We start from the raw sequence: 13,714 nt of genomic DNA, 5'->3' as shown, positions 1-13,714 counted from the left end.
GGCAACTACGGCGTGCTCGCCGGCATCGAAGTGGTGCGCACGCTCAACGACCACGGCATCGAAACCGAGGCCCCCATCGAAGTGGCCTTCTGGACCAACGAAGAAGGCTCGCGCTTTGTGCCCGTGATGATGGGCTCCGGCGTGTTCGCCAAAGCCTTCACGCTGGAGCACGCCTACGCCGCCACCGACACCGAAGGCAAAACGGTGAAGGGTGAGCTGGAGCGCATCGGCTACATCGGAGACCAGGAGCCCGGCGACCACCCCATCGGCGCCTACTTCGAAACCCACATCGAACAAGGCCCCGTGCTGGAAGACAACAACAAGACCATCGGCGTGGTCAGCGGCGTGCTGGGCATCCGCTGGTTTGACTGCACCGTCACCGGCATGGAAGCCCACGCAGGCCCCACCCCCATGGCCCTGCGCAAGGACGCGATGCTGGCCGCCACACGCATCATGCAAGACGTAGTCGCCGCCGCCCACCGCCACCCGCCGCACGGGCGCGGCACCGTGGGCATGGTGCAAGTCTTCCCCAACAGCCGCAACGTCATCCCCGGCCGGGTCAAGTTCAGCATCGACCTGCGCAACAGCACCGACGCGCTGGTGGACGCCATGGCCGCCGAGGTCAAGGCCTTTGCCGACCAGGTGGCCCAAGAACACGGTGTGCAGGTCCACATTGAAATGGTGTCCAGCTACCCCGCACAGCTCTTCCAGCCCGAATGCGTGCAGGCCGTGGGCCGCGCCGCCGCCAAGCTGGGCTACAGCCACATGCCTGCCGTCTCCGGCGCGGGGCACGATGCCGTGTACATGGCCAAGCTCGCACCCAGCGGCATGATCTTCATCCCCTGCAAGGACGGCATCAGCCACAACGAGATCGAGGATGCGAAACCCGAGCACATCGAGGCCGGGTGCAACGTGCTGCTGCACGCCATGCTGGAGCGGGCTGGYACCTAGGGATCCTCTGCACGAATCACCGCGCCGTGTGCATCTGCGGCCTCGGGCAGTCTGCCGCGTTGCAAGTACTCGCCATAGCTGCGGCTATTGCTGCGTCTTGCGCCTTACAGCCCATCCCGATCCGCAGCGCCCACGGACCGCTCGATTCGTGCAGAGAATCCCTGGTGCTATAYAAAATATAGCKGCAGAKRCATGATTCCGTAGCGYTTGMRCCCGTTTGGATGCRAAAAGCGGGTGGAACGGATCAGTCCAGCTTCGTCAGCCCCAGAAAGTGGTCCAGCATGTGGAAGTGGTCTTCGAAGAATTCCTCTTCCAGGCCTGCCAGCTGGTCGATGCGGCTCCACTAGTCCAGCTTCGTCAGCCCCAGAAAGTGGTCCAGCATGTGGAAGTGGTCTTCGAAGAATTCCTCTTCCAGGCCTGCCAGCTGGTCGATGCGGCTCCACWGCACCAGCGCTGCATCGTCATCGGCCTGCACCACCGGGAAGGGCGCATCGCCCAGGTCAAAGTAGTGTGCATGCGTGATGGTGCGRCCGCGCTGGCTGCGGTCGGGGTGGTCGAACACGGCCACTGACTGCAGTGCGGCGCGCATGCGGGCCTCGGGCAGGTCGCATGTACGGGCAAGAGGCTCCGCGAGCTGGCCGCTATTGCGGCGCCAGCTTCGCGACCACGTGGCGAGAAAAGTTGTCCAGGATAGCCTGCCAGCCGGCTCGCTGCTGCTCTTCGGGGTGCGTTTGCTCCCCGTCGAATGTGACCGTAACTTTGACTCCGTCCGTGCCCTCGTTGAACTCAACGAGTCCTGCTCGATCTCCGAAGGCATATTCGATGAGCTGGCACGGCACAACCTTGGTGTATTCACCTGCAAAGTCAAACCCGAATGAGCCGTCCTTCGCCTCCATGCGAGAGGAGAACTTGCCACCTGGCCGCAGATCCACCGACGAGGTGGTCGTGTGCCAGTCTGGGGACGCTGTATTCCATTGTTTGATGTCTTCGGGTGTTGTGTATGCCCGCCAGACTTCTTTCAACGGTGCGGCAACCACAGTGGAGACGGTGATCTTCATGAGCGACCTCCATTCGGGTGACCCGGCACATATTCAAAGATTGGGTGCCGAGTCCAGCCCTATCGGCACTGGCCGCTAAAACCCGGCCTTATTAGCGACTTCTGTCTCAGACTTGTTGGCTGCGCGCGGCGATCCACCGGATCTCCTCGACCAGCTCGTGCAATCCTGTTTGGATGATATCCAGAGTAGGCTTGTCCACTAAGTGACCGTCTTGTATGCGCGCGGCGACTCCAGCAATGGCGATGTGCTGCCGCACCAAGGGGCGTGCCAGTGTGGCTGCCAAAGCATCACGAATTTGGGCCTGTGCTCGCACTCCCCCTGCCGTGCCTGGCGACGCCGTCATGATGAGCGCGGGCTTGCCCTTGAGAGGAGATGCAAATCCCGGCCGTGAAGCCCAGTCAATCGCGTTCTTGAGTACCCCGGGTATGCCGTAGTTGTACTCAGGAGAACACAGTACCAGGCCATCCGCATGTTCAATGGCGTTCTTGAGCTGGACGACTGGAGGCGGTGGTTGCTCCCCATCCAGATCTGCGTTGTACATGGGGATCTCGTCGAGAGGGAACAACTCCAGTGTGGTTCCAGAAGGTAGCAGCGGCTGGAGGCTTCGCAGCACGGCAGTGCTGTGCGACGCGCGGCGGAGGCTTCCGGAGATGGCGAGGAGGCGGATAGGACGTGTCATCTGGTTGGTGTTCATTGAGATTCTTTCGTTCTTTCAATGCCTGAAGTTTATGCATAAAATTCAAAACATGTACAAAACAGACACATCCCCTCGCACCCCGCCCCTGGTGGATCAGGCCTTCGCGCAATTGCGCAGGGATGTGTTGAATGGCACCTACGGTCCAGGCGCCAAGCTCAAGCTCGATGAACTGCAAGCTGCCTACGGCTTTTCCAGCAGTCCGTTGCGGGAGGCGCTGAGTCGTCTGGCCCAGGAGGGGTTGATCCGGGCAGATGAACGGCGAGGGTTTCGTGTAACGGCGATTTCTGCAGAGGACTTGGGCGACATCACGCGCATGCGTGTGATGCTTGATGTGCAGGCGCTGCGCGAATCGATTGCCCACGGTGACGACGTTTGGGAGGCGCAAGTAGTGGGGGCATTTCACCGCTTGGAGAAGGTAGAAGGCCGACTTAGCGATGGTCCGGTCGTTTTGGACCAAGGGTGGACGGACGTGCACACTGCCTTTCACATGGCACTGATTTCAGCCAGTCCATCAGAGCGCATGCGGACTTGGAGTGCAAGCCTCTTCGACCAGGCGGAGCGTTACCGGCGGTTTTCAGCGCGCTTTCGCAAGACCTTTAAGCACAAATCCAGTGAGCACCGTAAGCTCATGGACGCTACGCTGCGGCGCGATGCAGACACCGCCTGTGCACTCTTGCAAGAGCACATCTTGAGTACCGAGCGCAATGTGCTCTCGGTGCTGAGCAAGCTGGAGCACAGCCAGGGAGGCTGACCCTCCACTGCCATTGCGAGCCCGGGCATGGTCTAGGTACAGGCATTTCACCGGTTCCTGGGCAGCCCTGCCCCTCCTCATTCCTGGTTGCACCCGACTCGCGTGGTGCAGAGCCCGCATGCATCGCGCATGTGGGCTTTTTCGCTTCTGAGTTCCCCATTTCCGTTGTCTGCAAGTGCCTCTTCTTGCGCAAGTGGCCAAGCAAGTTCCCTCAAATCGCTCGGTGTAAATCACTACGCATAATTTGTATTTTGTGCATAAAAATACATTCATGCACTATATTCGAAGGTTCAGAAGTTCAAGTTCTGATCGTTGTGCCTTCTCAGATTCCTCTTTCATCCCTTTTCTAGGAAACCCATGAAACTGATGTCCTACTCAATCGCCGGCCGTGAAACCTGGGGTGCCGTCCTCGATGACGGTGTTGCCGAACTGGCGATCCGAACCGGCCATGCCACGCTGGCTGGCTTTATCGCAAGCCCGGACTTCGCGCGCCGGGATGCGTTGGTGGCAGATCTCAAGGCCGACGCAAAGTTGGCCGAAGTGACGTTCCTGCCGGTGATTCCTCGCCCCGAAAAAATTGTCTGCGCGGTGCGCAACTACATGGATCACCACCAGGAGGTGCTCGCTGCTGGCATGCAACGCGAGCTGTCCGAGCAGCCGCCGATCTTTTTGCGCGTGTGGCGTTCACAGACGCCACATCAAGGTCCGATCGTCCGTCCCCATGTTTCGGAGTCGCTGGATTGGGAAGGCGAGCTGGCCGTAGTGATTGGCAAGGAGGGTCGTGACATCAGCGAGGCGGACGCCTGGGCGCACATTGCAGGCTATAGCTGCTACAACGATGCCAGCGTGCGTGAGTGGCAGTTCCATGCCAAGCAGATCGCCTCCGGCAAAAACTTCGAATCCACGGGTGCTTTCGGTCCCTGGATGGTGACTGCAGACGAGATCGCGCCTGGCCGCGAACTCAAGCTGGAGACGCGTCTGAACGGCGTTGTGGTGCAGTCCAGCCATACAGGGCACATGATTTTTTCGATCCCCCGCCTGATTGCGTATGCCTCAACCATTTTTACGTTGGTCCCCGGTGACGTGATCATCACTGGCACTCCTGCCGGCGTGGGCTGGAGCAAGAAGCCGCCGCAGTTCATGAAACCTGGCGACGTCGTGGAAGTGGAGATTGAAGCCATCGGCGTGCTGCGCAATCCAGTGGTTGCGCAGGGCTGACCATCGTCTGGTGTCATTTACCCGTTCGATCTTCCATCCAGACCCTGCAAGGGTAGAGCAAGGCCCCACGCGGCCGCCGCCCACGGAGACAAACACCATGCAAAGAAGACACGTCCTGGCCGCCTGCAGCGCGGCCGCTCTTGGGTGGCCAGCGCTGCCGGCCCTGGCCCAAGCCTATCCCGAGCGAGCGATCAAGCTCTATCAGGGGTTCGCTCCTGGTGGAAATGCGGACGCCATCGCCCGCGCTGTGGGCGCAGAGATGGCCAAAGCCTTGGGCCAGGCTGTGGTGGTGGAGGCACAGTCTGGAGCTGGCGGCACCATCGCCGCCACCACGGTAGCGCGGGCAAAGCCCGACGGATACACGTTGCTGCTCGCCACCGGGGGGCATGCGGTGGCGGGCGCTCTCTACAACACGCTCCCCTACAAGTCTGTTGCGGACTTCGAGATGGTTTCCACGATCACCTTCTTTCCGTTCCTGGTGGTTGTCAACGCCAATTCGAAAGTCCAGAGCCTGCGTGAAGTCATCGCAAACGCACAGGCCACACCGGGATCGGTCGGCTACGGGACTGCGGGCGTGGGCTCAACCCACCATCTGGCGGGCGAGCTGCTGGCCAAGATGGCTCGAGTCAATCTTTTGCACGTTCCTTATCGGGGCGATGCTGCATCGATCACGGCGCTGCTGGCAGGCGATGTGCCATTCATCATCGCTCCGCCGACCGCGGTATTGACCAACATCCAGGCGGGGAAGCTGCGCGCCATCGCAACCACCGGCCCCCAACGGTGGGTAGGCCTGCCCAATGTTCCCACCGTCGTGGAGCAAGGTGTGACGGGCTATGACGTGCGCTCGTGGGCCGGCCTTCTGGCGCCCGCAGGAACACCCCGACCGATCGTTGATCGCCTCAATGCGGAGGTGCTTCGTGCGCTACAGGCGCCTGCAGTACGGCAGCGTTTGGAGGACATGGGCGGCGAAGCGCGCGGTAGCACGCCCGAGGAAATGAAGGTCATGGTGAGCCACGAGATCGAAAAATGGCAGCAGGTAGTGGCTGATGCCAAGATTCCCAAACAATGACTCCAATCACCTTGTCGAAGGACTTTTGAATGAACTTGATCGCTATCCGCAAACGCAGCCTGACAATTGAAACGGTGTACCACGAGGGCGGACCACCGGTAGACAAGCCGCTGCGCATCGCCTCTGCTTGCGCTGTGATTCGCAATCCTTACGCTGGCCGCTATGAGCCAGATCTGCTGCCTTTCATGGCCGAGCTGCGCACCCTCGGTACGATGCTCGCTGAAGAGCTGGTGGCTACGCTGGGCAAGGAAAAAGTACAGGCCTATAGCAAGGCAGCCATCGTCGGCGTGAATGGCGAGTTGGAGCATGGCGCCGTCTGGCATGAAGCGGGGGGCTGGGCTATGCGACAAGTGTTGGGTGAACCCAAAGCCATCGTGCCGTCGGCGAAGGCCGTGGCCGCTACGGGCTACCGCTTGATGGTGCCACTGCATTACATCCATGCGGCCTATGTCCGCAGCCATTTCAACAGTGCCGAGGTGGGGATCCAGGACGCGCCCCGCCCCGACGAAATCCTTTTCGCACTGGTGATGGCCGATGGCGGACGCGTCCACTCGCGCCTGGGCGGCCTGACGCGCGAGCAGGTGTCTGTACACGACGGCCAGCGCTGAGGTTAGACATGGCGACTTCTTCCACTGGCACGATGAAGGCCGTGCAGCTCCAGGTCACGGGTGGTCCGGAGGTTCTGTCTTTGGTGGACATCCCTGTACCTCATCCCGGACCGGGCCAAGTACGCGTCCGGGCTCATGCCATAGGCGCAGGTGGGCCGGACGTTCTGATTCGCAACGGTACTTACAAATGGATGCCCCCACTGCCCGCGGTGCCCGGCAATGAGCTGTCCGGGGTCGTCGATGCCATCGGTGAGGGCGTCACCCGCCTGTCTGTGGGTGACCGCGTGCTGGTCAGTGCACGAGAGTTGCCACAGCGCGGGGGCTGCTACGTGCAGGCGATCTGCGTGTCCGAAGTTGTGCCATTTGTGCTGCCTGAGAGCATTGCGTTCGAGGACGCGGTGAGTCTCGGTAACTTCCAGCTCGCACTGGCGCTGCTGGCCAGCAACGGCAACCTACCCGCTAAAGCGATCCTGATCCCCGGTGCAGCAGGTGGGGTTGCCACCGCGCTGGCCCAGGTGGCGCGCTCGCGAGGCCTGCGCGTCATCGGTACTGCATCAACCCCAGAAAAACGCCAGTTCGCCTTGGAAAACGGAGTTAGCGAACTTGTTGATGGCGATGTGCAGGCCCTGCCGCAACGCGTCATGGAGCTCACTGGGGGGCGTGGCGTCGATCTCGCTTTTGATCATGTGGGGGCGGCGCTGTTTATCGCCTGTCTGCGGTCGCTGGCCCCCTCAGGCATGGCGGTGTCGTACAACATCCTTGCAGGCCCACCATCGAGTGATGTGTTCGATGAGCTTCGCAAACTGCTCGCCAAGAGTCTGGCGATACGCACCTTCTCCATTCATGCGGTGGATGCCGATGTGGCTCAGCGCCGCGGCTTGATGGAGCAAGCCATTGCGCTCATGGCGAGTGGCCAGGTGCGTGCACCGCGTGCCATGCGCATGCCACTGGCAGAGGTTCGTCAGGCCCACGAGCTGTTGGACACCGGCGGCACGCTGGGCAAGCTGGTCCTCATTCCCTGAACCCATGGAGTCTCGCAACGTGAACCCACCCTATACCGCCAATCTCGCTCACTGTGGCATTTTTTGCCGTGACCTGGAGGTGATGAAGGCTTTCTATACCGGAGTGTTCGACATGCAGGAGACTGATCGTGGCGAAGGCGTGACCTTTCGCTTCGAGATCGTGTTTCTGAGCGGGCGTGGTGATCAGCACCACCAGTTGGTGCTGGCTGGAGGGCGGGGTGAAGATGCCCCGAGCACCGTGATGCAGCTGTCCTTCAAGGTCCAGACCATTGATCATCTGCGCGAGGCGCGTCGCCGCGCCTTGGCACTGGGCGCGTCGAAGATGCGCGGGCTTAACCACGGCAATGCGATATCCATTTACTGCATGGACCCGGAAGACAACACGGTGGAGGTTTATCTGGACACTCCTTGGTACGTGAGTCAGCCCCACGGTGATCCTTTGGACCTGGATCAGGATGACGAAGCCATCTGGGCACAGACGGAGCGTGTGGTGCGTTCGGACCCCAGCTTTATGCCGGTATCCGAGTGGGCTGCGCAGTTTGCTGAACGACGCGCGGCATTGAAGGCCGGGAGCGCGTAGCGAACGCTCGTTTTTCGCGATGACGCAGAGGCTTTCGGCTTGGAGATGCAACAGGCGTTCGACGTTTTGCTTGTGTTCGCACGCAACAAAAAGGGCTCCCAATGGGAGCCCCGTTTGCTTGATCAGTGCGGGAGTGAGTGCTTGTCTAAAACACTCCCCATGGCAGCAGCACCCGCACCGTGCGAAGTGCCACCGCCATGGGAAGTCCCGCAACTGCTTCAATCCAACCCAAGCAGTTGGTCTGCCAAATTACATGGCGCTGAATTCGCCCGAAGGGATCTGGCCGGTGCGCACGGCTTCGNCCATGGGAAGTCCCGCAACTGCTTCAATCCAACCCAAGCAGTTGGTCTGCCAAATTACATGGCGCTGAATTCGCCCGAAGGGATCTGGCCGGTGCGCACGGCTTCGGCAGCCTGTGCACGCACGGCAGCGCGGTCAGCGGTGGATTGGTAGGTCACCACACGCGAGCCTGCGGGTTCCATGTTGTGGGTCTTGGCTTCCACTACAGCTTCGGCTTGCACTTCAGCGCGGGTGCGGTTGGTGTCGAACTTCAGGGCAAATTGCGAGCCATCGGCTTCGTCGGCATGGGCGCCAAAAGCGGCGAAAGCGGCAACAGCGGCGACGGAGAGGAAACGGGCGGTCTTGTTCATGATGAAAATCCTTAAAAGCTAAAAAAGCGTCTCAAAAAAGCCGGGTCAAAAACCATTCCTGAACCGGGTTCGGTGAGTCGCCTTGCGGGTTCGGCTCATCGATGGGATGAACTGTACGCCGATGGTGTTCAGAGAAAAACCATCCAGTCGCAAACCAACCGTTCCAGTTTTGAAAACAATGGCTGGGCCACGTACTGTGACGTTTCGCGTCAGCGGTTGGAGGCGCCGAAGCGTCAGTTTCCATCGCGCCGGGTGTTGGGCCGGGGACTACACAGCCGTGGTTTGTGCCCTGGCTGCAGGCATGCGGATCTATCGGTCTATGGCTTGTTGCGTGTCTTGCGCACCGAACGCGGAGCGGGGCTTGTGGCTCGATTGCTTGCCTGATCCAGCCACAGTAAGGTGTCCATTTGCGCCATGAAATGGCGCAGATAGTCGGGGGACAGGGAGCGCATCAGGTTCAGTGAGCGCAGCATCAGCTTGTGGGCGTTGAGTGGCCCGGCGTTCTCAGGCCCCCTGTGCAGGGCCTGCACCACCTGCTGCTCGGCGGCGATGTGCGACCAGACCTCGCTGAAATGGCGCACGCTTTTGAGCGCGGGCAATGGAGCGCTGTCCATCGCAAAGGGGTCGTCCCTGGCGATGCTGCGCCGAGGGGTTCCCAGGGTTTGGTTCAGTTGTGCCAGCGCAGATGCTGCAGGGGCGGGGCGTTGGTTGCCCTGTGATGGAGGTGTGTGGGGCGGGTTTTCGGGGTAGCCCGCCAGCGCCGTATCGAGCTTGTGCGCCAACAGCCGCTGCACGGCCGCTGATTGGCCAGGCAGGCGGCGCGCCAGGATCTCCAGGTAGTGAAAACGCGCGGGGTCGTTGTGGTGCGCGCCCACTGCACGCAATGCCTCCAGACGGGGATCTGTCATGGTGCGCGGGGAGACTCGGTGGACCGGGGGTTGGCGGCCTTGGGGACTGGGGCCATCTCCACCCGGCGGTTTTGTGCACGGCCTTTTTCGTCGCTGTTGTCAGCCACGGGTTGTTCGGCGCCAAAGGCTGCGGCGAACACCTGGGACGATGGCATGCCCTCGTCAATCAGAGCCCGGGTCACGGTGAGTGCACGCTGGGCTGACAGCTCCAGGTTGTCCGCAAAACGCTTCTGGCTGCCGCGCAGCAGCGCGGTGTTGTCGGTGAAGCCGCTGACCATCAGCATTTCGTCGCGCTCCCGCAAGTAAACCCCCAACGGCTGAACCAGACTCTTGAGCAGTTGCCGTCCCTCGGCACGCAGTTCGTCCGAACCTGTGGCAAACAGCACGCTGCCGCTGATACCAATGCGCCCGTTGTTCACCGTCACGCGCCCGCTGGCCAGCGGAATGGCCAGGGCCTTCTCAAGCGCCATGCGCCGCTGCTCTTCCATCTGGCGCTTTTGCACTTCCTGCTGCAGGCTGGCCACCAGGTCGATCTGCACCACCAGCACGCCCACGAGGATCAGTACAAACGCACCCAGCAGCCCCGCCATCAGATCGCCGAAGACGGCCCACACCGGTGCCGTCTGGTCGGTAGCATCATCCAGGGTGTCGTCCACGCCGGTCACGCGGGCACCCCTTGTTCTGCCGTGGCCTTGCCATGCAGTCGACGCAGGTCTTCCACGATGCCTTGTTGTGCGCTGATGCTCAGGTCAATCACCTCGCGGGCCTGTGCCACGTAGTACGCCAGCTGTTCGTCGCTGCGGCCCATGGACTCGCGAAGGGCGTCCTCCATGCCTTGCAGGCTCTCCACGAGCTTCTCGTTGCTGGCGCTGAACAGGCCGACGCCGTGCTGGAAGGATTCCCCCAGGCTGGACAACTCGATGGCGCTGGCCGCAACCTGCGCTGCCACTTCGTCCACCTTGCCCGCCTGTGCGCCCAGGGCCTGTGCAAACTGCTGGCCCGCCTGTTCGAGCACCTCGGCGGCGGAACCCACCAGTGCGTCAATGGCCGCGCGCTGCTGCACAGCGGCTTCGTTCACGGATTGCAGCAGGCTGCCCAGCTGCTGTGTCATGGCCGTGCGCTCGGCCAGTGCGAGGTTGTCGCGTTCGCCCAGGCGTGTCATTTCCTGCCGCAACTGGGTAATGACTTCGGCCGCCGCTTGCGGCACGTCGGAGGCGGTCTGCAGCAGGCGCGTGAGGGGGGCTTCCAGCGCAGCGCCCAGGGTGGCCAGGTGCTTTGCCACGGCGGCTTGCAGAGTATCCAGGCGGTCCACTGCCGCCTGTCCGCGCGCGGCTTCCGCATCGCGCAGGGTGGTCAGTTCCTCGCGCCACACCAGGGTCAGCGCATCCATGCGCTGACCCTGGGCTTGCACCCATTGCGCTTCGTTGTCGATGCGTGTGCGCAGCAGGGCGTCGGATTGCTCCATCAGCGCGGTGGCGCTGCCCAATGTACGGTCCACCTGGGCGTTCAGTCGCAGACTCACTTGCGTGGCGGTGTCTTCCAGGGTCTGCATCAGGGCGCGCTGTTGTTCCACGGTCTGTGTGGCTGCGCGCTGCCATTCAGCGCTGAGCGTGTGGGCCAGTCTCTCCAGGGACTGGCTCCAGTCTGCCAGCCGTTGCGCATCGGCGTCGCGCTGCGCCTGCTGAGCATCGGTGACGGTGCTTTGCAATGCAGCCAGCAAGGCCTCGGAGCGTTCTTCAAATGCGTTGTTGGCTGACTGCAGGCGGTGCTCCAGCTGCTGGGCTGCTTTGGCGAGTGCCGCGCCGGTTGTCTGGTGCTGTTCGGCAGTTTGTGCCCCCGCGCTTTGCCATTCGCCGCTGAGTTTCTGGGCCATCTGGTGCATAGACTGCGTCCAGTCGGCGAGCCGCTGCGTATCCGCAGCGCGCTGCGCACCGTGGGCTTCGGCTACCGTCGCCTGCAGTGTGGTGACCAGGGCTTCGGCCTGTTGTGTAAATGCCTGGGTGGTGGCTTGCAATTGCCGGTCCATCTGCTGTGCGGTGCGCTCCAAGGCCTGGCCCACCTCCTGCTGCTGGGCCAGCGTCTGGTTGCCCGCTTGATGCCATTCGCTGGCCAGGTTGCGAGCCATGTCCTGCATGGAGTGCTCCCAGCCTTGCAGTCGCCGCTGGTCGGACTCCGCCTGGGCAGCCTGTTGCTGTGCAGCCGATACGTGCAGGGAGTCCAGCAGTGTTTTCGATCGTTCGTCGAAAGTCTGCGTGAGCTTTTGCACTGCAACCTCAAACTGGGTGATCAGCGTGCCCTGTGTGTTCGACTGCTGGTCGAGCGCCTGGGCCCAGGTGTCGGCCACCTTGCGTGCTGTGCCCTCCCATTGCGCACTGAGGCTTTGCAGCTGCTGGCCTGTGTGCTCTCGCAGCCGCTCGTGGGTGCGCTGGGACTCTTGTGCCAGCGTTGCCATGGCCTGTTCCACCACCGGGCGCATGGCGGCGGTGGCCTGCTGGGCACTGTTGCTCAGGCTGTCTTGCAGCGATGTACCCACGGCCTGCGCCAATTGGGTGTAGGCGGCAGAGGCCTCTTGATGAAACCCCTGCTGTTGCGCCAGCAGCTGGTCGTTGAGCTGGCTGTGGCGGCGCTCCAGTCCTTCCATCACGGCTTGCAGACGATCGGCAATCAGTGGCAGGGCCTGGGCCTGCGCTTGCAGGGCCAGCAAGGTGTCCTCGCGCCGTTGGGCGGACGAGAAGGCACGGAATAGCGTGGGGATGCGCGCATCCAGCTGGCGCACCGCCTGCAGCCTCTCTCGGCGGCTCAGGGCGGACAACAAGCCCAGTGCGGCCGATGTGGCGACCCCCGCGACGGACGTGCCGAACGACAGACCCAGCCCCTTGATGGGCGCAGCCAGTGCATTGCGGATGGATTCCAGGTTGCCTGAGGCCTCCAGGGCAAACACGGCGCCGTGGAATGTCACCACCATGCCCACGAAGGTGCCCAGCATGCCCAGCATGACCAGCAGCCCCACCAGGTAAGGCGTGAGTGCAGGGCCAGGCAGGGCTACACGCTCTCCTTCGATACGCTGGCGAACCGGGTGGCGCAGTGCGGGGTCCAGGCTTTCCAGCCAGGCATCCAGGGCAGGGGGCTCTTGATGGGCCTCTAGCGAACGCGTCAGCGAGGCGGTGGCCGCGCGATAGCGCATCAGCTCCCAGGCTCCCAGCAGGTAGGTGGCGGCGATCATCACCGTCATTGCCAGTGCCAGCGGGCTGTGGCCCACAAAACCCCAGCCCACCCAGCCAGCGGCTGCAAGGCCCGCAGCGAAGATGGCTGTCATCACACTCTTGTTCATTCCTGTTGTCCTGTTGTGTCGTTCTGGGCTGCTTCCAGCAGTCCCGTGATCGGTTCCATGCGCGTTTGCAGCTCTGCGGCAAGTAGGGCCTGCATGTCGCGCTCGAAGGCCCACAGCCAGCCTCCAGCCTGCCGCCATCGCGCAGGCTCATCGGTCAACCCTTGGGTGGTCAGCCTGTGCTGGTGTTGCCGGTGGCGGTGCGCCATACGGCGCTCCAGGTGCGCGGGTAGCAAGGCCCACAGCCGTTGTTCACGCGGTGCCAGCATGCGCTCCATCACGGCGTCCAGCGCCGCCACCTGGCGCAATCTGGGGGCGCCTTGTGCGATCGCCTGGCGCAACTGTGCCCGCAGGGGCTGCAGCCGCAGCTCCATCTGCTTTTGCAGGTCCAGATAGCGTGGCGCGTGGGTGGCGAAATCCGTGTCCACCCTGGGGTCGGGCAGTTCCACGGGGGTGTTGTCCGCCCGGGCCCGCAGTGGCTTGGGTGCAGTGGGCCTCGTGGCCAGCTGCACTTCGAGGTCGGCCCGAACCTTCGCTACCAGGCCGGCGAGTACCGTCATGTTCAGCGCCATTGCCGGGTGCTGTGCAGTCGCCGCCTGCGATGGCAAGTTCTCGATCGCGTGCAGCGCCCGGCTGAGCTGGACGGCGTCCACGGTTCCCAGCCATAGGCTCAGCTGCTCTGCCACATCGGGGGGCTTGGCTGCTGGTAGCGGAGGCGCGGCCCGCTCGCTGGCTTCCCGCGTCCATTGCTGGAGCAGGACCACGAGGCGTGAGCTGTTGAGTCGGTGGTGTTGGGTCATCCCGTGAAGGCTGTGCACTGGGTGGGCACGGCCGAGCGGGAGGGTCCGGCGGCGCGTGCATCGGGGGAAGGAGT

General features: G+C 62.6%; 14 protein-coding genes and 1 pseudogene. 7 read left to right on the top strand and 8 right to left on the bottom strand.

What is annotated here, in order from left to right; genetic code table 11:
- The coding region (locus ASD75_RS16195) for an allantoate amidohydrolase (protein WP_056746968.1) at window positions 1–951 on the top strand (951 nt) is incomplete at its 5' end.
- A gap of 343 nt (window positions 952–1,294) precedes the next feature.
- On the opposite strand, the pseudogene ASD75_RS16190 reads toward ASD75_RS16195, so the two are convergent.
- The 3 genes and pseudogenes from ASD75_RS16190 to ASD75_RS16180 all read right to left on the bottom strand — a co-directional run.
- Window positions 1,295–1,561, bottom strand: a pseudogene (locus ASD75_RS16190) (cytidyltransferase); the annotation flags it as partial.
- A gap of 31 nt (window positions 1,562–1,592) precedes the next feature.
- Window positions 1,593–2,009, bottom strand: a complete 417-nt coding sequence (locus ASD75_RS16185) for an SRPBCC family protein (protein WP_056746966.1) — start codon at window positions 2,007–2,009, stop codon at window positions 1,593–1,595.
- Between the two features lie 106 nt (window positions 2,010–2,115).
- Window positions 2,116–2,703 (bottom strand): NADPH-dependent FMN reductase, encoded by a 588-nt coding sequence (locus ASD75_RS16180; RefSeq protein ID WP_056746965.1) that lies wholly within the window; start codon window positions 2,701–2,703, stop codon window positions 2,116–2,118.
- A 34-nt stretch (window positions 2,704–2,737) separates the two neighbouring features.
- Here ASD75_RS16180 and ASD75_RS16175 point away from each other — a divergent pair, with 34 nt between their 5' ends.
- From ASD75_RS16175 to ASD75_RS16150, 6 genes are all read left to right on the top strand, one after another.
- Window positions 2,738–3,457: a GntR family transcriptional regulator gene (locus ASD75_RS16175; protein WP_056746964.1), complete on the top strand. Its 720-nt coding sequence runs from the start codon at window positions 2,738–2,740 to the stop codon at window positions 3,455–3,457.
- 357 nt (window positions 3,458–3,814) lie between these two features.
- Window positions 3,815–4,675 carry a fumarylacetoacetate hydrolase family protein gene (locus ASD75_RS16170; RefSeq protein WP_056746963.1) on the top strand — a complete coding sequence of 287 codons (861 nt, stop codon included), beginning with the start codon at window positions 3,815–3,817 and terminating at the stop codon, window positions 4,673–4,675.
- Between the two features lie 97 nt (window positions 4,676–4,772).
- Window positions 4,773–5,744: a tripartite tricarboxylate transporter substrate binding protein gene (locus ASD75_RS16165; RefSeq protein WP_056746962.1), complete on the top strand. Its 972-nt coding sequence runs from the start codon at window positions 4,773–4,775 to the stop codon at window positions 5,742–5,744.
- A 29-nt stretch (window positions 5,745–5,773) separates the two neighbouring features.
- Window positions 5,774–6,352, top strand: a complete 579-nt coding sequence (locus tag ASD75_RS16160) for an amino acid synthesis family protein (RefSeq protein ID WP_056746961.1) — start codon at window positions 5,774–5,776, stop codon at window positions 6,350–6,352.
- 8 nt (window positions 6,353–6,360) lie between these two features.
- Window positions 6,361–7,374, top strand: a complete 1,014-nt coding sequence (locus tag ASD75_RS16155) for a zinc-dependent alcohol dehydrogenase family protein (RefSeq protein ID WP_056746960.1) — start codon at window positions 6,361–6,363, stop codon at window positions 7,372–7,374.
- 4 nt (window positions 7,375–7,378) lie between these two features.
- Window positions 7,379–7,954: a VOC family protein gene (locus tag ASD75_RS16150; protein WP_056746959.1), complete on the top strand. Its 576-nt coding sequence runs from the start codon at window positions 7,379–7,381 to the stop codon at window positions 7,952–7,954.
- A 356-nt stretch (window positions 7,955–8,310) separates the two neighbouring features.
- On the opposite strand, the gene ASD75_RS16145 is transcribed toward ASD75_RS16150, so the two are convergent.
- The 5 genes from ASD75_RS16145 to ASD75_RS16125 all read right to left on the bottom strand — a co-directional run bounded on the left by ASD75_RS16145 (window position 8,311) and on the right by ASD75_RS16125 (window position 13,640).
- Entirely contained in the window at window positions 8,311–8,604 is a 294-nt protein-coding gene (locus ASD75_RS16145; RefSeq protein WP_056746958.1) for a DUF4148 domain-containing protein, read from the bottom strand.
- A gap of 317 nt (window positions 8,605–8,921) precedes the next feature.
- Window positions 8,922–9,512, bottom strand: coding sequence for a DUF2894 domain-containing protein (locus ASD75_RS16140; protein WP_056746957.1), 591 nt, complete (start codon window positions 9,510–9,512; stop codon window positions 8,922–8,924).
- The gene (locus ASD75_RS16135) at window positions 9,509–10,177 is read right to left on the bottom strand and encodes an OmpA family protein (RefSeq protein ID WP_056746956.1); all 669 of its coding nucleotides are present in this window, start codon (window positions 10,175–10,177) and stop codon (window positions 9,509–9,511) included. Before ASD75_RS16135 ends, ASD75_RS16140 begins: the two co-directional genes overlap by 4 nt.
- Window positions 10,174–12,843 (bottom strand): DUF802 domain-containing protein, encoded by a 2,670-nt coding sequence (locus ASD75_RS16130; RefSeq protein ID WP_056746955.1) that lies wholly within the window; start codon window positions 12,841–12,843, stop codon window positions 10,174–10,176. The genes ASD75_RS16135 and ASD75_RS16130 overlap by 4 nt, the downstream gene beginning before the upstream one ends.
- Window positions 12,840–13,640 (bottom strand): DUF3348 family protein, encoded by an 801-nt coding sequence (locus tag ASD75_RS16125; protein WP_056746954.1) that lies wholly within the window; start codon window positions 13,638–13,640, stop codon window positions 12,840–12,842. Before ASD75_RS16125 ends, ASD75_RS16130 begins: the two co-directional genes overlap by 4 nt.
- Window positions 13,641–13,714: the final 74 nt, after the last annotated feature.

The organism is Acidovorax sp. Root568 (assembly GCF_001427445.1).
GTDB classification, from domain to species: Bacteria; Pseudomonadota; Gammaproteobacteria; order Burkholderiales; family Burkholderiaceae_C; genus Acidovorax; species Acidovorax delafieldii.
This window is presented reverse-complemented; position numbering and strand designations above follow the sequence as displayed.